General features: G+C 63.9%; 25 protein-coding genes. All 25 read right to left on the bottom strand.

The features are described from left to right. Positions 1 to 9: 9 nt before the first annotated feature. Entirely contained in the window at positions 10 to 357 is a 348-nt protein-coding gene (locus KXR83_RS05880; RefSeq protein ID WP_437424003.1) for a hypothetical protein, read from the bottom strand. Next, positions 357 to 776, bottom strand: coding sequence for a hypothetical protein (locus KXR83_RS05875; RefSeq protein WP_437424002.1), 420 nt, complete (start codon positions 774 to 776; stop codon positions 357 to 359). The genes KXR83_RS05880 and KXR83_RS05875 overlap by 1 nt, the downstream gene beginning before the upstream one ends. Then, positions 769 to 1,779 (bottom strand): DUF4185 domain-containing protein, encoded by a 1,011-nt coding sequence (locus KXR83_RS05870; protein ID WP_437424001.1) that lies wholly within the window; start codon positions 1,777 to 1,779, stop codon positions 769 to 771. Before KXR83_RS05870 ends, KXR83_RS05875 begins: the two co-directional genes overlap by 8 nt. Beyond that, the gene (locus KXR83_RS05865; RefSeq protein WP_437424000.1) at positions 1,779 to 2,369 is read right to left on the bottom strand and encodes a C39 family peptidase; all 591 of its coding nucleotides are present in this window, start codon (positions 2,367 to 2,369) and stop codon (positions 1,779 to 1,781) included. The genes KXR83_RS05870 and KXR83_RS05865 overlap by 1 nt, the downstream gene beginning before the upstream one ends. Beyond that, complete coding sequence (locus tag KXR83_RS05860; RefSeq protein WP_437423999.1) at positions 2,366 to 2,947, bottom strand: HNH endonuclease; 582 nt, start codon at positions 2,945 to 2,947, stop codon at positions 2,366 to 2,368. Before KXR83_RS05860 ends, KXR83_RS05865 begins: the two co-directional genes overlap by 4 nt. Continuing rightward, on the bottom strand, positions 2,947 to 3,546 hold the full coding sequence (locus tag KXR83_RS05855) for an N-acetylmuramoyl-L-alanine amidase (RefSeq protein WP_437423998.1): 600 nt from the start codon (positions 3,544 to 3,546) through the stop codon (positions 2,947 to 2,949). Before KXR83_RS05855 ends, KXR83_RS05860 begins: the two co-directional genes overlap by 1 nt. A 51-nt stretch (positions 3,547 to 3,597) precedes the next feature. Further along, positions 3,598 to 4,659: a hypothetical protein gene (locus tag KXR83_RS05850; RefSeq protein WP_437423997.1), complete on the bottom strand. Its 1,062-nt coding sequence runs from the start codon at positions 4,657 to 4,659 to the stop codon at positions 3,598 to 3,600. Between the two features lie 3 nt (positions 4,660 to 4,662). Then, the gene (locus tag KXR83_RS05845; protein ID WP_437423996.1) at positions 4,663 to 5,736 is read right to left on the bottom strand and encodes a hypothetical protein; all 1,074 of its coding nucleotides are present in this window, start codon (positions 5,734 to 5,736) and stop codon (positions 4,663 to 4,665) included. Further along, entirely contained in the window at positions 5,736 to 6,890 is a 1,155-nt protein-coding gene (locus KXR83_RS05840) for a hypothetical protein (RefSeq protein ID WP_437423995.1), read from the bottom strand. The genes KXR83_RS05845 and KXR83_RS05840 overlap by 1 nt, the downstream gene beginning before the upstream one ends. After that, complete coding sequence (locus KXR83_RS05835) at positions 6,890 to 7,789, bottom strand: hypothetical protein (RefSeq protein WP_437423994.1); 900 nt, start codon at positions 7,787 to 7,789, stop codon at positions 6,890 to 6,892. Before KXR83_RS05835 ends, KXR83_RS05840 begins: the two co-directional genes overlap by 1 nt. Continuing rightward, positions 7,782 to 12,812 carry a hypothetical protein gene (locus tag KXR83_RS05830; protein WP_437423993.1) on the bottom strand — a complete coding sequence of 1,677 codons (5,031 nt, stop codon included), beginning with the start codon at positions 12,810 to 12,812 and terminating at the stop codon, positions 7,782 to 7,784. The genes KXR83_RS05835 and KXR83_RS05830 overlap by 8 nt, the downstream gene beginning before the upstream one ends. Before the next feature lie 16 nt (positions 12,813 to 12,828). Then, positions 12,829 to 13,320: a hypothetical protein gene (locus KXR83_RS05825; RefSeq protein WP_437423992.1), complete on the bottom strand. Its 492-nt coding sequence runs from the start codon at positions 13,318 to 13,320 to the stop codon at positions 12,829 to 12,831. 8 nt (positions 13,321 to 13,328) lie between these two features. Continuing rightward, positions 13,329 to 13,691, bottom strand: a complete 363-nt coding sequence (locus KXR83_RS05820) for a hypothetical protein (protein ID WP_437423991.1) — start codon at positions 13,689 to 13,691, stop codon at positions 13,329 to 13,331. 24 nt (positions 13,692 to 13,715) lie between these two features. Continuing rightward, entirely contained in the window at positions 13,716 to 13,949 is a 234-nt protein-coding gene (locus KXR83_RS05815) for a hypothetical protein (RefSeq protein ID WP_437423990.1), read from the bottom strand. Between the two features lie 87 nt (positions 13,950 to 14,036). Next, a complete protein-coding gene (locus KXR83_RS05810) occupies positions 14,037 to 14,708 on the bottom strand; it encodes a hypothetical protein (RefSeq protein ID WP_437423989.1) in 672 nt (223 codons plus the stop codon). 88 nt (positions 14,709 to 14,796) lie between these two features. Further along, positions 14,797 to 15,180, bottom strand: coding sequence for a phage tail termination protein (locus KXR83_RS05805; RefSeq protein ID WP_437423988.1), 384 nt, complete (start codon positions 15,178 to 15,180; stop codon positions 14,797 to 14,799). Beyond that, complete coding sequence (locus KXR83_RS05800) at positions 15,180 to 15,509, bottom strand: hypothetical protein (protein WP_437423987.1); 330 nt, start codon at positions 15,507 to 15,509, stop codon at positions 15,180 to 15,182. Before KXR83_RS05800 ends, KXR83_RS05805 begins: the two co-directional genes overlap by 1 nt. Next, positions 15,509 to 15,844 carry a hypothetical protein gene (locus tag KXR83_RS05795; protein WP_437423986.1) on the bottom strand — a complete coding sequence of 112 codons (336 nt, stop codon included), beginning with the start codon at positions 15,842 to 15,844 and terminating at the stop codon, positions 15,509 to 15,511. The genes KXR83_RS05800 and KXR83_RS05795 overlap by 1 nt, the downstream gene beginning before the upstream one ends. Then, complete coding sequence (locus KXR83_RS05790) at positions 15,837 to 16,238, bottom strand: hypothetical protein (protein WP_437423985.1); 402 nt, start codon at positions 16,236 to 16,238, stop codon at positions 15,837 to 15,839. The genes KXR83_RS05795 and KXR83_RS05790 overlap by 8 nt, the downstream gene beginning before the upstream one ends. Continuing rightward, on the bottom strand, positions 16,235 to 16,591 hold the full coding sequence (locus KXR83_RS05785; protein WP_437423984.1) for a hypothetical protein: 357 nt from the start codon (positions 16,589 to 16,591) through the stop codon (positions 16,235 to 16,237). Before KXR83_RS05785 ends, KXR83_RS05790 begins: the two co-directional genes overlap by 4 nt. After that, positions 16,591 to 17,628: a major capsid protein gene (locus KXR83_RS05780; protein ID WP_437423983.1), complete on the bottom strand. Its 1,038-nt coding sequence runs from the start codon at positions 17,626 to 17,628 to the stop codon at positions 16,591 to 16,593. The genes KXR83_RS05785 and KXR83_RS05780 overlap by 1 nt, the downstream gene beginning before the upstream one ends. A 13-nt stretch (positions 17,629 to 17,641) precedes the next feature. Further along, positions 17,642 to 18,046 carry a head decoration protein gene (locus KXR83_RS05775; RefSeq protein ID WP_437423982.1) on the bottom strand — a complete coding sequence of 135 codons (405 nt, stop codon included), beginning with the start codon at positions 18,044 to 18,046 and terminating at the stop codon, positions 17,642 to 17,644. A 10-nt stretch (positions 18,047 to 18,056) separates the two neighbouring features. After that, positions 18,057 to 18,767 (bottom strand): hypothetical protein, encoded by a 711-nt coding sequence (locus KXR83_RS05770; RefSeq protein WP_437423981.1) that lies wholly within the window; start codon positions 18,765 to 18,767, stop codon positions 18,057 to 18,059. Positions 18,768 to 18,796: 29 nt separating this feature from the next. Continuing rightward, positions 18,797 to 19,822 carry a hypothetical protein gene (locus tag KXR83_RS05765; protein WP_437423980.1) on the bottom strand — a complete coding sequence of 342 codons (1,026 nt, stop codon included), beginning with the start codon at positions 19,820 to 19,822 and terminating at the stop codon, positions 18,797 to 18,799. Then, positions 19,800 to 21,236, bottom strand: coding sequence for a phage portal protein (locus KXR83_RS05760; protein WP_437423979.1), 1,437 nt, complete (start codon positions 21,234 to 21,236; stop codon positions 19,800 to 19,802). Before KXR83_RS05760 ends, KXR83_RS05765 begins: the two co-directional genes overlap by 23 nt. Positions 21,237 to 21,239 lie beyond the last annotated feature (3 nt).

The raw sequence follows: 21,239 nt of genomic DNA, 5'->3' as shown, positions 1-21,239 counted from the left end.
GCCAGAGGTTCATCCGGCCCGGTGCTCTCCGGTGCGGCCGTCGACTGTGCGATTTCGCTCTGCCAGGTATCCGGCGAGACGCTCAGCCTGGTCGGGCGTAAGCGCGTTCGGAGCGGCATACGAGACGAGCGCGCCCAGTGACTGGATGGCCGCCGCGATACCCACCGCTGCATCAGCGGGGATGATGTCGGTCGGCACCACGATCACAATCATCAGCACGTTCACGATCAGCGCAGCCACGTTCGTGATGGTCTTGCGGTACTTCTGCAGCCGCGGCGTCTCCTGGACGTAATCGCGAGCCGCATTAATCAACTCGTAATCGGTGGGGTCGAGCCCAAATCGGTTGCTGGCAGTCATCACTTCACCTCAAACTGTGCGAGCACCTTGTCGACATCGACGCCTTGCTTGCGTGCGACCTCAACGATCAGTGCATGGTTGATCGCGCCGAACGACGCCGCGTCAGCAGCATGGCCCAGAGCGGTTTCTTTGTTGCCCTGCTTCGCCTTCAGCGCGGACGGGCCACGGCGGGGAATCCACAGGGTGATCTCGAAGGCGATGCGCTTGATCGCATCGACCGGGGACACCCGGTTCTTCTTGCCGTCCGGGTCGGGAACCTTTCCGGTGTCGATTCCGGGGAGACCGCGGGTCAGATCCCAGACGAGGGTGCCGACCATGTTGCGCACAGACTTGGTCTTGCGCTCCCACTCAGTGCCCTCGCCGATGGTGTACGGCTCTCCGTCGGTGAGCTCGGCTTGGACGGTGTCTGCGTTAGCCATTGTGTTCTCCTGTCAATTCTTTCTGGATGAGATTCCATGTGGCAGCGTCTTTTCCACCGCCGAGTTCGTTGACGTGGTACTGCATGGATCGGTACGGCCAGCCCGCGTTGACGTGGCCGCCTGGGATGGGCCCGGAATAGGAGACGTTCCAATGCGAGATGACGACACCGATATCGCCTTCGACACCGAACGGGTAGCCGGCGTAGAGCTGAGCGACGCGGGCGTCACCGACACGGTTGTTGCGCCAGTCGGTTCCGTGGGCGGTCACGATCTCGTGTTCTGGATGCGCGAGGCCCTGCACGGTGTCGGCGACCCGGAGGACGCACCGGTAGTTCGCTGCGTCGAAGTAGCCCAGATGCCACCGGCCGCCGATGTAACGGAGCCCGAACTCGCCGATCGTCCGCGTGACGCCTTCGTGTGGCTGTTGCACCCAGCGGTCGACGTCGGTGAAATGTTCGCCAGGCACCGTGAAGTACAGGACGTTGCGGTCTCGGCCGAACGAAGAGGTGAGGATGTGCACGACGCCGTGATCATCAAGATCAAAGCTCATCTGCTGCATCATCCCGCCGCGGTCACCGGCCGGGATCTTGGTGACGTGCGACCAGTTCTCGCCGCTGTCGTCATTGGCGCGGTGGATGTCTACCTGGAGCACATTGCCGAACCGATGCCACATCACGGTGGACGCCATGTACGCAACGCCGTCGATGGTGATGGCATCAGCGGGGATCACAGTTGAGATCGCTCGGTCAGGTTCATGGATGTAGTCGAGGATCTGGCCGCCGCCGCGTGCTGCCGAAGTGAACCGGACTGGTTCTGAACCGCGCGGGGCAGGCGAGCGGAGCATGACGGGAGACCGCCACCCGGGGCCACCAACTCCGTGATTCTGGAAGGTGTCCCCGAAGAGCCAGCCGAACTCGCCCGAGGGGAGACGGAACGGGACACCGAGGTCAGTGCCGCCTACGGCCCAGCGGTCTTGAGGTGTGAGGTCTTGGACGAAACGCATCAGCCGACCAGCTCCTTCATGACCAGATCCCACGCGGGATCGGCTGTGACATTCAGTGCGGCTGAATAGCCCTTGGGTGGTATCAAGGTGGCCAGCTGATCGAGACTGCACCAGTAGCCGAACGGGCGAAAGCCGGAATCCGCTACCCACACCGCGCGGGCCTCGTCGTCGTAACCCATGACTGCGATGTAGTGGTACACAGTCCCGCCGCCATACGCAGGCGAGGCACTACCCTTCACGCCGCGCGGGTAATTCGATGGCGACGCAACGATATTCGCCACCACCCCATACCCGGAATCAATACTCGCGACAATGTCAGACCAGAGCCGATCCTTCTGCGCCTGCGACATAGGGTCATTTGCCGTGTACCTCGTGACATACACGCCGCCGAGATAGCGGTTAAGCACTCGCTCGATGAGGCCGACGTAATCGGTTCCATTCGTCGTAGTCCCGAGCTCCTGTGCCAGTTGTTGTTCGCTGCGGAAGATGCCACGACTGTTGAGCACCATCTGCGTGGATGCGGGCCCACAGAAAAAGTACGTGTCTTGTGGCGCAATGGAGCGGTCGTAGGGAAGTACTCGTTCGGTCATGCCGCACGGTCCTTGTCGTTGTGTGTGAACAGCTTTCGGCGGTATTGCGAGGCGGCCACCTCAGCTTCCTCAAGAGTGTCGAATCTGCCGATGTGGTGTTCGACGTAGTTGTGCTTGATGCGGGCGCAGTACTGGCGCCGCGTGCGGTCGTAGGTAATCCCACGAGCTCCGGTCAGGGAGTTTGAGTTCGCACCTTTGCGATGCTCTTGGTTCTGCTTCGGGGTCGCGAGGCGTAGGTGATCGGCGTTGACGCACAGCTTGTTGTGGCACCGATGGTCGACGTACATCCCGACTGGAATCGGCCCATTTCGCAGCTCGAACGCGACTCGGTGGGCGTACAAGTTGCGCCGAAAGAACAGGCGGCCATAGCCGTCTCCGATCTGTCGGCCAGTCCATTCAAGGCATCCCGCATTCTCACGGAGCTGCACCCGTTCGAAGGCCTGCGAGAGCGTGTCGGCTTTGCGAACAAGAGTGAGGGGGTCACCGTGCGCGCGCCACCTCTCGTAATGCTTTCCGCACCAACCTTGCCGAGACTTACTTGGTTTGGGGCAGCCGGCGATTACACACGTTCTCGCCATCAGCCGACCAGCTCTCGCATGATCAGGTTCCAGGTCTTGTCTTCGCCGTTGAGTGCAATGTGGACCCGGTCCATGAACTCGTCGCGGGGGAAGTTCGGTCCCGGGTCGGTGTGGCCGCCGCCCCACTGGCCGAAGTCGACGTGTCCGCAGATGCCGCGGTTCGTGGGTGGGAAGCGTCCGGTGCCGCCGACCCACACGGCGGGGATGTCGCGTTCTTGGCAGCGCCACGCGGTCCAGATCGCGCCGCGGGTGAGCATCGCGTCTTCGTTGATGCCGTCGGTGGTGTCGGTCGACAGCCACTTGTCGCGCTTCCAGCCGGCGAACGATCCGGCGAACAGCAGGTGGTCGGCGCGGCTGTTGGCGTTCATTGCTGCCCACGGGTTTTCGTTGAGCGGTACGACCTCGATGGTCTGGCGGTCGCCGACCACCGTGTTGTACGAGACCTGCGCGGATGCCCGCATGAGGTAGTCGGTGATCTGTTCGGCAGTGCTGGTGCCCTCCTGGGTGTGGAGGCCGATCCAGTCGACGTCGCGACCTCCCTGGTGCCGGTTCGGCGAGGGTGGGCGCATCCACTTGGTGGTGGGGTTGGCTACAGGCATGCGGGAACTCCCTTGATGTTCAGACGTGTTCGCGCTTCAGTCGCGCGGTGATTAGTCGGTCGAGTAGCGCAGGACCGCAGTGAACGTCGCGGCTTCGCTCCAACCGGTGGCGATCGCGGGACGACCGGTGCCGGAGTTGCCCGACGCATCAGCCGAACGCCACGGCACCATCCGGCAATCGGCGCCGGAAGTCGGAACCATCACCAGGCCGTTGGTCGCGCCGGACTTGATGATGATCTGCGAGCGCCAATCCATGAACGACTCTTGGTGCGTGTAGAGATGCGCGGGACACCAGCGGTCGGTGAAGTACGAGCCTGCAGCTACAGGTAGGTCGACGGTGATGTTGCCGCGATGGAAGTCGGATCCGGCTGTGCCGCGGCGTACCTCGAGTTCGGCGAGGACCATCGACTTGACGATCTTGTATCGGCCGGCCATTAGGCCGCCGGTGCCGAGGGTGATGACGCCGTCGGTGGCCGCGCGCAAGGTGGGGACCCACGTCGACCACGGCTGGTTCGTGGCCTCGGTAAGCACCCACGTGCCGGTGCTGTCCTTGCGGTACCGGTAGCTGTTGTGGTCGGTGATCAGCTCGGTCCCTGCAGGCGCATCGACCTTGGACCACGAATTGCCCTGCAGCACATGCAGCGGCCCGGCCCGGCCGCCAAAGGGTGCGATCGGCCAAACCGCGGCTGACGTGAACTGGCCGGTGTTCGGCGCGACTGAGATCTCAGCGAGCGGCGCCTCGTACGTGACGCCGGGATTGCGGGTGAGAGTTGGGCTGGGCCCACCCACGGCGCCCTGGACCACATCGAATGCTGCGGTCGATGCGTTGGAACCGCTGGCCCAGGTGATCCGCAGGACGACGATGTCGAGGCGGCGAGAGTTCCCCGTGTTCGCAGCGAGCTGTAGGTATTGCGGTGATGTGGATGTGACGAGCACACCGCACACCAGCGCCTTGCCCGGAGCCACTGCGACGGTCCGCTGTTGTCCGCTGGTGGCCGTCACCTTCAGATCCGCTGGGCCGTCGACAAGAAAGGGAACTCCTGCGGCAGCCCAACGCTGGGCACCTGTGGACTGAGTGACGGTTCCGTCGGTGCCGGCAAACGTGATCGCCATCGGTCAGCCGATCGAGTAGCAAAGGTTGACGACGATGACCATGGGCTCGGAGTGGTTGTCGGCGATGTACGGAATACCGTTGCCGACGTTGCCGCTGGCGTCAGTGGAGCGCATGGGCTTCATCCGACAGTCAGCACCTGAGGTCGGCGCATACAGCAGGCCGTTCGTCTCGCCGCCTTTGACGAGCATCTGCACCGGCCAGTCCATCAAGGCTTGGCGGGTGGTGTAGAGATGCCCCTCCTGCCAACGGTCGGCGAAGTACGTGTCGGGCGGATACCCGGGCGGAAGGTCAAGCGTCAGATCACCCTGGCCGAAGTTCCAGCCAGCGCCACCGGTGCGCACCTCGATCTCGCCGAGGAGCATCTGGTCGACGATCTTGTACCGGCCCCGGCGGACACCACCGGTGCCGAGGAACGCGGTTCCCGGCTGAGACGAGCCGGCGCCCTTGTATCGCAGGATCGGGTCGAAGAACCGCCACGTCGACAGGACGTCGGTGATCAACGTCCACGAACCGTCGCTGTTGCGGCGGTACACCCGGGAGGAACCTTCGATGACCATCTCCGCGCCGGTGGCCGCGTCGGCGATGGTGCAGTAGGACTCTTGCGCAATACGGAGTCGGCCGCCGACGCCCGCGTAGGTGGCGACGCCGAAGATGTTGGCGTTGGTGATGGTCGTGACTGACGTGCCCACACGGACCACAGCGAGTGGCGCTTCGTACAGCACGCCAACCGACCGAGTCAGCGCTGGCGGAGTGGACGACCCCGCAGCGCCCTGCTTCACCGCGATCTCCGCTGACGAGGTGGCGCCGGACCACGTGATTCGGAGGACGACCACATCGAGTCGAGCCGACGATGAGTTGGAGGCGAACGTCAATGCGGTTGCCGCGTCAGAGGTGACGGTGACACCACACACCTGCGCGGTGCCCGTGGACACCGAGACAGCCCGCGTCCCCGACGTACTGGTGACTGCCATCGATGTCGGGCCAGCAACGAGGAACGGGGGAGCGATGCGCGAGAAACGATTCGCTTCCTGGTTCTCGGTGACGGCGCCCTGAAAGCCTGCCGTGGTGATAGCCACTATCGGTGTCTCCGTTCTGCCAGTACGTCGGCGGCGAGGCGCCGGACAGCCTGGGCAACAAGCACTTCGGGTGGTGGTGAGGGTTGACCAAGCTTCGGCGCGTAGGCCACCCCGGAGGTGACGTCGGCCGACAGTGCGATTTCGCCGATCTGCGCGCGCCAAGGGACGCCAGCAATCAGCCCGGATCCGAAGTCGCCGACCCGGTAGTCGCGGCCCGCTATCCACGGCTGGCCGTCTTCGACATCGAAGTTCACCGATACGCCGCCGCTCACTGCGGCGAGCTTCTCGGGACCTTTGCCGCCGTCCTGGCCGTCATCGACGTACACCTCGGGCAGCCCGTACGGACCCAGCGACGCAGCGAGCTCGTCGTCGCGGATCTCGCTGTAGACCTTCTCGACACCTTCACCGGATCCGCCGATGGTGACTGCGGTGCCGGTGGGTGCGGTGAACGTCATTGAGCCCTTGCCCAGTTCGGCTTCGTCCCAGGTGAGCCACGGGTTCGCGCGGGCCGGCAGGCAGTCGACGACGATGGTTCCGGCGGTGACGCCAGAGTCGGCGAGTGTTGGTGGCAACTCGTCACCGGTCTGATGGGTGTGGATGGACCAGCCCATCGACGCCGCGTCCATCGCCGGTGCGAATAGTTCGAACAGGGTCGTCATTCGCGACTTCAACGTCACGATCGGGGAGGGGTCAGGATCTGGCGGTGGAGCGATAACCATTGGCAGCCCGAGGCGCTGGATCACGTCGGCAAACACCGCCTTGACTACCGTCTCGGCGGGACCGGTCCGCTCGTCGAACTCGGCGGCCGCCTGATTCGCCAAGTCGCCCAGTGCGTTCTGGCGGCCGAGTAAGGCCTTGAGCCAGATCATGTCGTCGACGAGTGTCAGTTCGATGGAGCGCTGACGTTTGTTTGGGTCGATGGCCAGCTCAGTGACACTGACGCGACCGGTCCACAGCAGGCGATGTTCGATACGTGCCAGCACCACCTGATCAGTGATCGCCGCAAGCTGCGGGAACAGGGGATGCACTTCGGGGATTCGCACCCCGCCGGTGCCCACGTCGTCGCGGCGCCACGTCGCATCGAGCGATCCGTACGGGATCTCGCCGAGCATCCGGTTGTCGCGGTCGCGGACCGCGAAGATCGGCAGGTCCATCAGTACAGACCCAGATACGCCGGCTGGTACGACACTCGGACGTTCGAGCCGACACCGCCAGAGGATGTCTCAACCACCAGCGGTGCTTTGCCTGCGGGGATCGGTTCGAACCGGCGGGCCTCGAGTTTGTCCCACGCCCGGTTGCCGTTCTCGTCGAACACATCTCGTCGGTTCGGGTCGGTGACCATTGTGAGCGTCTCGCCCGAGCCGATGAACGTGACAGCGGTGACCGCTTCGCCGAACCCGACTGTCGCCTGGACTGGGCCGGTGATCTCCCACGTCGGCCACACTGCGACGTCACTGGAGTTGTCGACTTCCCCGAGTCCCGAGGCGTTGCCCGTCGAGATGTAGAGCGGAGGGCCGGCGCCGCCGTAGTAGTCCTGCGACGAGGACTCCTGGTAGGGGAAGTCGTACGAGACGGTCTCGCCCTTCCAGAACGGCTCGTCATCCACCAGGGTGATGTCGTAGCTGACTATGCCGCGCAGATCCGGGACCTTTGTCCATTTGCACCCGATGTCCTCCAAGCGGCATGACAGGAACCGGCTCTGACCGTCCACGACGCATTCGAACTTGCCGGGCTCGGTGGCCGAGAGGGACTGGCGAACTCGGCGATCGAGTGCGCGCCACAACGGTCCGCGACGGTAGTACCCGCCGGCGGCGCGCGCTTCCTGGTTCACTGCGATGTCGCAGACCTGGAGGGTCGCTTGCACGGTGGCGGGCTTCCAGCGGGTGCCGTTGTACCGACGCCCGTACGGGGTGACCGACGACAGTTGCTCGAAGTCGGGAAACACCACACCCTCGAGACCCTCACCGAGGTTCACGCCCATCGAGCCGTCCAGCCAGTCCCACCGAGTGCCGTCGGGTGCATGCCAGTACAGCTGCATATCAGTCTCAGACACCGAGCGTCACATCCTGCCGAATTGCCTGCCGCACAGCACGGCTCGTCTTTGCGGTGATCTCGTCCGGATCAACCACCCACTGGTTCTCGACGTGCTGTCCGGTGTAGCTTGAGCCGGACCGCGCATCGTCGAGGAACTGGTTCGCAATACCCAAGAACGCCTCCGACTCGGCCGGCGAGAGGATCGCTTCTGGCTTGCGGAACCCGTTGAAGACCGTGGAGATACCGGGGTCGAGCCAGCCGCCGCCGTCGTAGCCGAGTTGAGTCACCAAGCCGCGAGCCTGCGGCATTGCCTGCCCGTAGCGGTCCGGGAATGCCGACACCTGCACCTTCTGTGCCGCAGCGCCGGGGTCCATTGACCGCCAGTCGAACGACATGAGGCGGTCGAAGAACAGGCCCGCCGAGGCGCGTGGATTCATGCGCTGCTGCAGCGTTCCCCACCCAGCCTGCCGCTGTTGGAACAGGCCGACCGAGTCGTGGTCGGAGCCGACCGCGTCGTGGGGGAAGGACAACGATTCCGGCACACCAGCGTTGGCGTACATCTTGAGGCCGGACTCCACGATCGCGGTGGCAACACCGATCGCGGCACCGTCAGGGCCGAGGTTGCGGAGCTTGGCCGCGGCGATGATCTCTTTGGCGTAGAACTCCGAGCCCGAGCCGAGCGGCCCCATGCCGCCGGACGCGAGCATCTCTTGGATCTTCGCGTTGATCTTCGAGTCCGCGGCGCCCTTCATCTTGTCCCACGTCTTGGGCGGGAGTTCGCCGACGATGCCGGGCTGCTTGTACGCCGCGAGGGACGCATTGACCTTGTCGATGAACGGTTTCTGCATCTCGGCGGCCATCGCTGACGGGTCGAATGTTCCGCCGCCACCGCCGGCTGACACGAAGCTGCCGTCCACGATCGCAAGGTGGTATCGCGACGGGAACTGTCCCGAGTCGGCGCCGACTGCGGGGCCGCCGTACGCGACGTTGCCGTGTGAGCCGCCGGACTCCACGTTCACTGTGGGCAGGCCGGGGACGCCGCCGAGAGTGCCTGCGGTGTGCTCAGTGGACACGCCGATCGAGAAGCCAGCACCGAGACCCTGGACGAAGCCCTGCGGTCCGCTCGCGCCCTGGGAACCACCGCCGCCGGGGAACGATCCAGTTGCCCATTGGCGCATGAGACCGTTACCGCCGAGGATGACGTCGGCAATCGACGACATGTATCCCGAGCAGTCCGTGCCGCCGTTGGGTCCAAAGCTGCCACCCCACACGTACGGGGACCCGTTCCAGTGGCGGGCGAAGTCGTGTCCGCGCTTGAGTGCATTCCATGCTGGTGTGCCTTGTGCGACACCACCGTCGGCGTACGCGCTGAACAGTCCCTCGGCGCCCATGCCTCTGGTGGACTTGGGGCCGAGTGAGCGACGGCGTGCGGACTCGAGCATTCCCGCGCCGCGTGACCACGATCCGCCGCCGATGTCGGAGATCATGTCGACGGGCGCGACGAACTCTTTCGAGGACAGCAGGGCAGGCACATCGTCGGCTCGAGGTGCACCGCCGCCGGGAACCACACCACCAGTGGCGAACCGGATCGGGTACGCAGCCATCTTGCTGGTGCCGATCAGATCAGTGACCGAGTTCCACATGCCGACAAGGCCGTCGTTGAAGACGGTCCCGATCGTGTACCGGACCGGTGCTGCAGTGCCTTCCTTCACGCCGGACCACTGGGTGGCGATCATGCCGGTGGCGGGCCCGAAAGTGTTTGCGGTATACATCAGCGAGTCGCGGGTCTCGCGGAACGCGGTCTCCACCGGCCCGGTCTGTACCGCGCGGATGTGGTTACCGGCGGCCAGCCACTGCGGGTTGATGGTGCCGTTCACGGTGTTGACGAAGGCCAGCCCGGTCGCCCCGAGTGATGCCTGCACAGCGCCGAACGTGGGCTGAATGATGCCCGCGTTGGTCAATGACAGATTGGTTCCGAACAGCGACCAAGCTGGTGTCGCAATGACACCGAGCTGGGTGGTGAACGCGGTCCCGAGACCCGTTGTGGCGGTCTCGATCCCCGCGAACACCGGGTCAATCAGCGTGGCCTTGGTATCGGCCAGTCCCTGCGCGAACGTAGCGAACGCGGGCAGGGCCGTGTCGACCAAAGGTGTGACCATGCCAGCCGTGGCCGCGATGGGATCGGCCGCCGGGTCCCCACCAGTTGCAGCGCCAGCCGCACCACCCGCTGCTCCTACGGCTGCGGGCACAGCGGCGGCAGTAGCGCCAGTGTTCACGGCGATCTGCTGCAACACCGATACCAGCAGTGAAGTGTCGATAAGGCCGGCGGCCGCGAGGGGAGTCGCGGCGGTGGCGCCACCGATTGAACCGCCGGTAGCAAACGCGCCACCGAACTTGCCGGCGTTGATCAGCTCCATGAACGACAGGCCGTACTTGTCGACCGCGGCGGCCTGCATCATGAACTCGCCCTTGGCGCCCAGGAGCGGGATGTCATCCTTGTTCGGCGACGTCCCGCCGGCGAGCGGGCCACCGGTCCGCAGTCGCGGGATGTCCGGCATGTCGAGATGGAACGCGGGAATGTCGGGACCGAACTTGACCTCGATCTTGTCCCAGCCCAAACTCAGGCCGTTCCACCAATCGATGATCGTGTTGAGCATGTCCTTGAAGGCGTTCTTGATTCCGTCCCACATGCCTGACACGGCCGAGCCAATGCGGCCCGGGAGCCCGGTGAAGAAGTCGACCAGGCTGTTCCACTTTTCCTGGATCCACTCTGGGGCTTGCCGGGCGATCGACACAACGTTGTCGATGCGGTCGCCGAACCACCGCAGCGCGGGGACGATCGTGTTGTTGATGACGCCGGAGATCACAGAGGCGACGGCGTTGAACACCGTGGTCACTACCGAAGAGACCCGCTCGATGACCGGAATCAGTATCGGCACAAGGAAGTTCACGAGCTTGGTGAAATTCGTGATCAACTCGGTGACGATCGGTAGAACCGCAGCGATGATCGTGACCAGTGTGGGGAACAGCTGAATGGCCACCTGCAACAGCGGCGGGATCAGCGGCAGTAACGCGACCACCAACTGCCCGAACGCCATGAGCATCGGCTGCAGGACCGGCAGGAGCTGATTGATCGCGTCAACCAGGAATGTCGCGAAGATGTTCACCAGATCCGCGAACACGGGCATCAGAGCTTGAATGACCGGCATCAGTGCACCCACAAGAGCGCCGATTACCGGTGCGAGCGCATCGACCACGAGTGTGAGCGCGTCTGCGAGCGGCGTGAGGATGCCAGCCGCAAGAGTGATCAGCGGTTCTAGTATCGGCAGCACGGCTGCGAGCAGGCTGGCGAACAGGGTGACGATCTTCCCGAGCACCGGACCAACGACCGGCATGAGGTTCGCGATGGTGGTGCCGAGCATGCCGATCACAGAGACGAGCGGCGGGATAGCTGGGGCGAACGCGGCGAAAGCGTAGCCAATGCCGCGGACTATTTCGATCAACACCGGCCCGAGGGCGACCGCGATGTCAGCAATGACCGGGGCGACTTGCCCGCCGATGATGCCTGCGAGGTCTAGGAACACAGGCAGAACAGCGGACACCGCGGCGGTAACGGATTGGAAGAACGAAGTCAGGGCTTCTTGGCCGGTGAACGAGTTGACCCAGTCGTTGACCAGAGAGATGGTGTTGCCGAGTGAGCCGAGCACTGAACCCGATCCGGCCTGCGCGGCAGAGAAGACGCCGGAGATGATGCCGCCGATGTCGGCGAGTACTGCACCGAATTGTTTCGCGGTGTCAACGGCGCCGCGTATGGTCTCGGCGAGCTCACCCGATTCGCGAGCCTTGATCAGCCAGTCGGACATGCCGCGAGCGGCACCGGCCATGCCGTCGGTCATCGGGGAGAACACTTCGGAGGCGGTAGTGCCGACTGCGAGCAGGCCGGGGACAAGGTTACCGATCGCCGAACCCAGGTTGGCGCCCATGTTCGCCGAGGCGGTCAGCCACTGCTCGAGCATTCCGGCGCCTTGAACGCTGGTGAGGAAGTTCAGCGCTGAGGCTGCGCCCTCGTTGAATCCGTCTGCGACAGTGAGCATTGAGTCGCGGACGGCAGGCAGGGCGATGTCGCCGAGGTGCGTGATCTTGGCGCCGAGCCCTGCGAAGAGTGCGTCCTGGACTGCGGTCTGCGCGCCCATCTCTTTCCAGGCGCCAACGACGCCGCGGATGGAGAGCACGAAATCTTGTGCCTGCGGAGAGAGTTTGGCGAGGGCCTTGTAGAACTCCTCGGCCTTCTCTGGATCGAATGCGTTCGTGAACGCGTCCGCGACACCGCTGGTGGCGACCTTGAGGGTGCCAACGACTGCGATCATCGCGGACAAGCCGGCGACACCGGCACCTGCTGCGGCGCCACCAACTGCGGCGACACTCGCGGCCAGCGCGCCAATGACCGGTACGGCTGAACCGGCGACCACGACAAGGCTGCCGGCGATTCCGAGGAACTTGCCGACCGACGCAGTGGCGCTGAGCATCGATGTCGCGAGACTCCCGGCGCCGCCGGCGATCGCAGACAAGGCTTTGCTGCCGCGGGTGTTTACGTTGACGTCGACAGTCCGGTCGCGGGCGAGTGTCTCGAGGCGCCCGCGTGCTGCAGTGTCGTCGAGGCGCACGATCGCGCGGACGGTGTAGACGGGCAGTGACTCGATCTGTGCGCGCAGGTGGGCCCGGTCGATTTCGAGCTGAACACGCATGCGAACGTGACTGGACTGCAGCCGCGCCTGTAGTCGCGCAAGGTCGGCCTCAAGCTTCACCTGAACGGGCGAAAGGGCTTTGACGTCCTGCTTGAACTGCGCGATGTCGATCTTGAGTTGCGTCTTGATGGAGACCGAGCTGCCGTTGAGCCGCGACTGGAGGCGCTGAACGTCCGGGATCAGTTCGACCTTTGCGCGCAGGCGCCGCGCCTCGATCTTTCGGTTCGCGGTCCGGTGGAAGTCGCGGAGGTCAGGTACGAGGGGGACCCGGGCAGATCCTGCTGTGTATGTGGCCATCGGATCCCCCTCTCACCTACCGCCCAAGGAACGCGGCTTCGATTTCGGATTGCTCGATCTGTTCCAGCGCGCGCTTACGAGCCGCCACGGCTTTCTGCCGGGCGGTCTTGGGGCGTCGCACTGGTTTGACCTTGGGCCTGGACTTGCCCTTGGGAATGTGTGGAAGCAGCGCTGCCACAATCTGTTCGGAGATTTTGTCCGAGATGTCCGCAGACAATTCGCGCCATTCGTCCCAGTCGAAGATGGACGGTCCAGCCGTTGACGCTTCCTGGCTATCGAACTGCTCCAGGTCGGTGAATTGCTCCGCGTACTTTCGGGCCTGCTCCGGGTCGTTCTCCATTGCCTTTTTGAACTGGGACTGCCAAGGCAGCTGTGGCAACAGGCGATCCAGCTTCTCCCACGGCAAGACCCCCCGGAAGAAATCCAGGAGGTCTACGCCGAGGTGTTTGTGCAGGTCGTACTCGATTTGGTCACCGAAGCGGTCGATCAGTTCGACCCGCTCGGCCATTAGCCAAATCAGTTCTCCGGCTGATCTTTTCCCTCGTCGTCATCCTCATCGTCGTCCGAGGATTTCTTCTTCTTATCGGCGAAGTGCTCGATGATCTCGCCGGTCAGGTCACCGAGGACGCCGAGGGGAGCGTCTTCGTAGTCGGCGAGGATCTTGGCGGCCTTCTCCTTGCCGAAGAGCACCTCGACAGCGGCCTCGTCCTCGTCCTCGACGTCCGGTTCCACGCCGCGCTGGATGCGCTTGATCTTGCGCCACTGCCCGCCGGTGATCTTCTTGACGGTGATCGTGGTGCCGTCAGCCAGGTCGAACTCGATGGGCTCGCGCTGCGCTTCACGTACACGCTGGTCCCAGCCTTGCAGTTTCTTAGCCATTCCGTGCCTCCGATGGTCGTGCGGTTACTTGGATTTGGTGAGTGACGGCGACGGCGCTGCGGTAGCGCCGGCCGTGGGTGAGGGCAGGGTCGGTGGTTCAGTCACCTTCTGCTGTGTGGCCCTCGGATCCGACTCGACCTTGCTGTCAGACGAACCCTCGTCGGTCTCGACGTATCCGGCGGACTGCGCGCGGACGAGGTCGGCCGGTGACTCGGCGACCCACACGTCGCCCTTCTTGTTCTTCAGAATGGTCCTCATGGACATCTCCTTCGCGCCTCCGATGCGGATGAAAGTTGCTGCGCGGCGGGCTCGGAGGAACATCCGCCGCGCAGCAACAATCAGTGACTAGGGCGTGACGGTGCCGAAGCCGTGGCCGGCCGAGCCCTGAGCCAAGAAGGCCGGGCCGCCGATGAAGAACTTCTCGGAGTAGCCGAGCACGGGGTCGGGCTGGCCGCCCATGGTCAGCGGGAACGCGTACTCGTCTTCGGGGGAGAACGACTGCGAATCAACCTCAGTGATCGAGGCTTTCGGGTAGAAGCGGCCGAAGTACGTGGCGCGCGGCCCGGACCGGTCGCGGGCGATGATGAGTGCCCGGAACTCGATGAGCTCGGGGGTGATGGGACGCGCGAACGACACCTCACCGGTGGTGGCGTTCGGGGTCACCGTCGACAGGTCCACACCGAGGTACTTCTCGAACGCGATGCGCTTGAACTCCTGCAGCGAGTACGCGACCGAGACGTCCTCGGACTGCACGTCACGCCGCGTCGGCGAGGAGTAGCCCAGCGATTCGGTGTCGGAGATCTCGCGGTCGGAGTTGAACTCGAATCCGCCATCCTTCTTGATCAGACCGCCACTCTCGTAGCCGTCCGGCAAGGTCGTCAGCACCGGCACGCCAGCGACCGCTTCGGTCAACGATTCGGGTACCTCTGCGTCGATGGGGGCGAAGAAGATTACCGCGCGGGTGAACTTCTTGATGTTGTTGGCGTTGTCCTTCGCGAGGACGTCAAGGTCGGCCATTATGTCTCACTCCTTCAAGTGATTTGGGTGTGATGGAGCACCGCCACACCCAAGGGGTTGGCGGAGATTTATGAGCCGTCGTGGCCCGTCAGAGAGGTCGGCGCATATCGATGCGCACCCGTTGAGTGACCCGGCGATCGTCGGGCATCTCTGTTGGAATCAGCTGGCCGGCGACGAGCACTTCTGCGTGGTCAATCCACACGCCGTCAACGTCGCCGCCATAGACCAGGGCGTTGATGCGTTCCCGCACCTGTGATGCGAGCGCCCATGCGCCAGGCCGGTCTTTGGCCCAGGTGTCGATCTGGAGTTCGGCCCGGTCTGTCACTCCGTCGTCAGTGCCGCCCACCCGGGCGACCGCGATAATGGGGAGTTTCGAGTCGAACTGGTCCGGATCGGGCAGCCACTTGCAGGCGTAGCCCAAAGTGGTGAACAGGTTCTGTGCGACCTGCTCGGCGTCGGGATAGTCCGCCATCAGCCGGCCCGGCCGATCTGGCGGGCAACCTTCTCAAGCGTGTGCTCGGCGGCGTGCTGTCTGGTTCCAAACTCGCGGTAGGCCGCATACGGTCCGTAGGCTTCGATGACGCCGCACCACCGGCGCGACACACCTCCACCTGCGGGGATGCCGATGATCTCGGTGTAGCCGCGGACTTCTCGTGCGTTGCGACCGGTGTCGCGTTTGACTTGAGCCTGGTAGAGCATCACGCCGACCTGAGCCTTGGAGTGCATCACTCGGCGCAACTCAGGGCCGACGAGTAGTCGTCCCATGCTGACGAGATTCGGCCTGTAGTTGTACCTCGACATCAGACAACCTCCCGGAGATTCACGATCGCCCCGGGGTCCCAATCGTCGAACGGTGATCGGGTGGGAAGTACTCGGCCATTGACTTCGAAGTTGCCGGTAATGCCCTGCACCACAATGCGATCGGTTGACTTGATGTCCGGTTCGACGTCGAACACGGCTTTCGCTGTCGTGACCACGCGTTCGGATCGCTCGGGCCCCGACTCTGCGTTCACTTCGCTCGAGGACCCCCAGTTGATGCCGACGTTGGGGTATTCGCCAGCGAGGGTGCGAGCGCGGTCGCCGTCCTGATTGGCTCCGCCGCGCCACACCTCGATGGTGTATCCGCCGTCAAACACCGCCGGGCCGCCAAGGATCAACGGGAATCATCCCGTACCGCCGTTTCCGTCTGAGCCGCAACGGCTTCAATTCAGCTTCGCTGAATGAGATCGACGTCTTCACCGATCCAGGCACATACGTCTCACCGAAGCCTTCCGCGGTGCGGGAAGCCAGACCGCGTGCACCGCGCCGAAGGTCAAGCACCTTCTCGCAAACCAGCGACTTGGCTCGCGCACGACGGCCGGGATCGGTAGTGCCGTTCAGCGAGGGGAGTAGGCCGAGGAGGATCGCCTCGACATCGATGATCTTCTCCTCGACCCACTCCCGATCGCTGTCCGGCATTGGACTCTGACCCCGGTAACGTTTCTTCACGTCCTCGAAGTCAGCGAACTGCCCCAGGAAGGGCATCGTCATTCGACCGGCACTCCAGCCGCCTCGACGGCGTCGATGATCGCCTCACGCTTCCAGTCCGCCTGGATCTTCACGCCATGCTTCTCGGCGTAGTCAGCCCAGACCTGACGTGTTGCGCCAGGACCGTTTTGCGGTGGAATGTCATCCCCTTGTGGGGGAATCACCGGGGTGACGGGAACAGTGGGAGACGCGGGCGGAGCTACCTGCACGGGTTCGACAGGCTCCGGCTGCGAGTCCCACACGCTCGGATTGGTGATGCGCGCACGCGCCCAGCCCGGCACCTCAATGCTCGGGCCGAACGTGTGCAGAGTGCCTACGTCGTCAAACAGTGAGACGTAGGTGGTCAGCTTCGCCATCACGCCACATCCAGCACCGACAGCAGTCCAGCGTTCGACAGGATCGGCATACCGACCGCGTCCACGAAGGTGAACTCGCGGTACGGGGGACCGACCTTTTCGACGACACCCACGATGCCTGGGCTGTCCTGGAAAGACAGCTCAGCGAGGTTGGAGTTGACCAACTCGAGTGCCGTGGCCGAGATTCCGTAGGCCATGAAGCCGAGGTCGCCGATGTTCTCCGGCAACAGAATGGCCTTGTCGGCTGCGATGACCCGGGTCGTTACGCCGTCCACGTCGAGCATGGCGTCGTAGGTCTCGATGATGGGCAGCTCTTCGTCGTTGAGCAGGGTGTTGAGCTCGGTCACGGACACGCTGGTGCGTCCTGCAGTAGCTCCGTGCACTGCGTCGATGATCTGCTTGTTCTGGCGGAGATGGCTGCGTGTTGCACGCGACATCAGCATGCGTGCCGCGCGACCGTTGCCGTTGTTCAGGCGGACCTGTTGCTGAGCTTCCAGGTCAGTCAGCGGCACAGAGGCTGCGTGATCAGTCCACAGGGCACCGGCCACACCGGTGATCTGGCCGGCGGGGACCCCATAGTCGGCTTCGCTCTGCAGGCCACCTTCGTTGATGGTCAGCTTGCCGTCGGTCAGCACGTCGCCCCACGCCAACTCCACACGGTTGTGCATGTTGGTGACCAGGCGTTCTGCGTCGTTGTACGCAGCCGTCACCTTCGCAGCCAGGTTGGTGCCGCCGAGGCGCGCCATCTCCTGTGCGATGCGCTCGTACTCGCCCTTGTTCAGCGAGTCAGAGAACGGGGCGAGCTCGACGTACTTGCCGCTGCCCGCATCGCGTGCCGACACATGGATAGTGCCGTCGAAGCTGCGGTACTGGGCGGTGCGGTTCGTCTTGACGAACTCGGCCCAGTCGATGCGGTTGGACAGGATGTCTCGCGTCGGGAAGAGCTGCTCGAGAGCATTGCTCGACGGCACGGGAACGGTTCGAGCGAGTGTGGTCAGAGCGTCTGGAGAGACGGGACCATCGAAAACGATTGCCATGATTCAGGTCCTCTCAGAGCCACACGATGAGCGGCAGGTCGGCTTTGCTGGGTGCATCCACCGCGCCCGGCAGTTTCGCGGTTGCGACGAGGCCGTGGACGAAGATCGCCCCGGCAACCTTGGCGAGCGCGTTTCCGGTGGAGGTGTCAATTGCGCGAACGGACGAGAACAGCAGTCCTGCTGCGGTTTCCCGGCCGTCAGTTGCGGCGTTGTCGTACGGTCCATACAGGCCCGTCGCGGTGACCTTGCCCAGGCGCGTCCCCGAGGGGACATAGCCGTTCGGGTAGTGGGTCGCCTTGGTGAACTTCGTGATGTCCAGCGTGACACTGGGTGTGAGATCGACGCCGTGGGTTCCAATGAGCCACGACCGGTTCTCCACCTGGTACGCACTGGAGTGCACTGAAATGTCTGTCGACATTGGTTACTCCTCAGTCTTTGATGTAGCCGCGGCGCTTTGCCTCGGCCAGTCCTTGATCGCGGCCCGATTGAGCCTGCGGTCGGCCACCGCCTTGTCCCCACTGTCGTTGCTGCTGATTGCCACTGGTGTTGTTGGCAGTACCGAACAGTCCGGTGAGATGCCCGACGACTGCCTCGTCGTCGAATTCGCCGTCCTTGATGAACGCCTTCGCATCCGTGACCGCGAGAAACGATTTGAGCTGATCGCCCTCAACGAATCTGCTGGCCACCGCCTTGAGTAGCTTCGGCGCCCACGTGCCCGCCGCTTCGGACTTGGCAGCGTTTGCCGCTTCGGTCTTCGCGTCTTCGATGGCCCGTTGGTCAGCTGTCAACTGCGCCTGGCGGAGTTTTTCAAGATCCTCGGCCTGTTGCTTCACCTGCTCCGGTGTGAAACCACCGAACTTGCTGAGCGTGTCGGCCTTCTTGCGATCGTGATGCTTGAAGTACGCCAACTGCTGTTCGACGGTCATGTCCGCGATGGGCGTGTTCTCCGGAAACCCCTTGTCGGCGTTCGGAGGTGGCGTAGGCGGGCCAGCGGGAGGTGTTGGGGCCGGGGGTGTCGCTGGAGGAGGTTCAGGCGTTGAGCCGCCCATGACGGGCCACACTGGCTTGGATCCGGCGAAACCGATGGCCTGGAGGCCGGTGATCGGATGGAAAGGCAGGTCGGTCAAGAGGACTCCCATGTCAGGAATGTGGTGATACCCATGTCGGGTCAACTGCCAGTGGCAGAAGTCTTTTGGCGGCGACGTGGCACCAGGACGGCACCGAGCTCGCCGTGTGCGTCGACCCGGTAGCGGGTGCGCTTCAAAGCAGATCTCGAGGTACCTTTGGCGTCGCCATATAGCGCTTCCAGGTCGGCCTTGTTCAGTTCGTCGCCCGGGTCGAAGTCGTCGGTGACCGCGGTGATGGTGCAGTGACAGCGCTTGTGGATCGCCTTGAGCTCCCGGATCTTGTAGACACGGTCTGCGGCCGCGATGCACATGCCGCACGATCCGCCCCGAGCCAACTCGGGGTGAATGACCCTGCGATACCCGATGACTCGGTTGTCCAGATCCGCTGCCTGCGCCAGCGATTCATGCTCGGCGAGACGCTGGGCCAGCATCAGGTTGTCATCTACCAGGCCGGCGATCCGATCGAGCGCCTTCTGCTCGGCCTCGACCTCACTGGTGCCGATGGACCGCTCATATCGGTAGGTGCGTGCGGGCCGGTTGAAGATGCCCTCGGTGGTGTAGTCCTCGTCGGCAATATGGATCTCGACGTCGGGAGGCTCATCGCTGGGGTCAGCGTCGTCGGTGCGCGGCGTGGCGTCGGGAACTGTGATCGTCAACTCGTCCGGCCGGACCACATCGAAGGTGCCGTCATCGTGCAGCGTGGCCGCTGGACCGCGGACATCAATCGGGTTCGACGGACGAATCGACGGGACACTCAATCCCATCGCCCGCAACTCGGCCCGTTGCGCGCCAGCCACCGACGTGGCCACCGCAGTCTGCGCCGACCGCATCTGACGAGCAGCGTCGGCGATGAACGCCTGCACCTCGTCACCCCGGTAAGGGTTGACCTGCCGATATCGCTGCTGCACTCGACCAGTCACCCGGTCGCGAATCACGTCGATCGACGCCGCCATCGTGTTGACCAGCTGACCGACACGATCCACCGGGCCCGGTGCCGCTACTGCTGCCTGCAACGCCGCAGCTGCAATGAGAGCCTGACCGTAGTCAGGCGGCGCTGGCTGGGTCATCCGTCGCGGCTGGTGGCGTTGGTGGTGTCACCTGCGGCACTGGCGTCGCCTGGGCCGCACCCAACATCATCGCGTCCGCCGCGAGCTCCTGAGCATTGTCAGCCGCTTCCTCCGGAGACATCTCCCATATGGTGATGGCCCGCTTCTCCAGCGACAACGTGCCGACAGCCTGCGACGAGGCAGCGCCCTTCTCGGCCAACGTACGGAACTCAATCGGTCCCCAGTGCAACTGGATTCGTTTGCGCTCCGGGTAGCCCGCCATCGTCAACGCAATGCGCCACAACAGCTTCGCGGCCGGAGTCACGCGTGCACGACGATCACGCACCTTCGACGTCGCCGACTCACGCATCAGGCCAGCCCCCTGCGCAGACCCATTCGCTGCATCCGGCGTGACCAGATGCAGCGGGGTAGAAGTCACCGCGGCGAACTCTTTGACGTCGTCGCGCTTCGCATTCAGGATCGGTGTCAGATCAGCCTGATTCGACTCCCAGAACGTCACATCTTTCGGGACCCGCCAGAGAGCGCCCGGGTCAGCGCGGAAAATGTCCGCCCAGTCCGGCTCGTCAGTGGGGCCGTCGTCTTCGTCGTCATCCTCATCGCCCTCGAGGTCGCCGACCACCGCGCGCTGGCGGAAGCTCTGGTACTCAATCAACACCATGCGCTTGAGCGTGACGTCGTTGATGCGGTCAAGGAGGTCGATGTGCTCTTCGAACTCGCCGGCACCGTGCTTGTTCTCGAACCGGACCACCGGGATGCCACCGAGTTCGTCGATGCCCGTGATGATCTCGGGCTCCATGTTCGGTCGCCACATATTGCTGTCGGCGTCGAACCGAACCGTCCACTTCTCGCCGGGGAGGAACAGGTGTGCGGTCTCTACTTCGGCGATCGGGTCGTACTGGCGGACCAGCGCCGCGAGCACGCGCACCGGATTGTTCGGGTCCGGGATGGCCACACACCGGCGGGGGTCGATCGCGTGGACCGTGGGCAGCGCCTTGCCGACGCCGGGCACGACCATCGCGAAACCCTCACCGAGCGCGAACATGTAGCTCAGGGTGTCGTTGAACTGCGCGGTGAAACCCGACTCCTCCATGATCTGAGCAGCCACGTCGTCGCCGTTCGTGTCCCGGTCCTGTGGAGTCGAGATCGCCTGCAACTCCATGCGATCGAGCATCGCTGCGACGCACATCGGTGCGTAATTGCAGCGCGCCTTGCGCATGACGTCTTTGAAGATGTCTTCGTACTCGGCCGCCACCAAAGGAAGCGGCGGATCGCCGGTGTAGTACGACCACAACGTGTCCAGGATTTGGTTCCGCGGCTTCGGATCAACCGGACGAGTCCGATTGTCCTGCCACTTTTCCTGCGTCGGAGCGGTGAAACGAGCATTCAAAAGGTCAAACCACTCCGACGGTTCCACCAG

The organism is Williamsia muralis (genome assembly GCF_051487485.1).
GTDB lineage: Bacteria > Actinomycetota > Actinomycetes > Mycobacteriales > Mycobacteriaceae > Williamsia > Williamsia muralis_B.
Note: the sequence above shows the minus strand (reverse complement) of the source record. Positions and strands in the feature narration are given on the sequence as shown.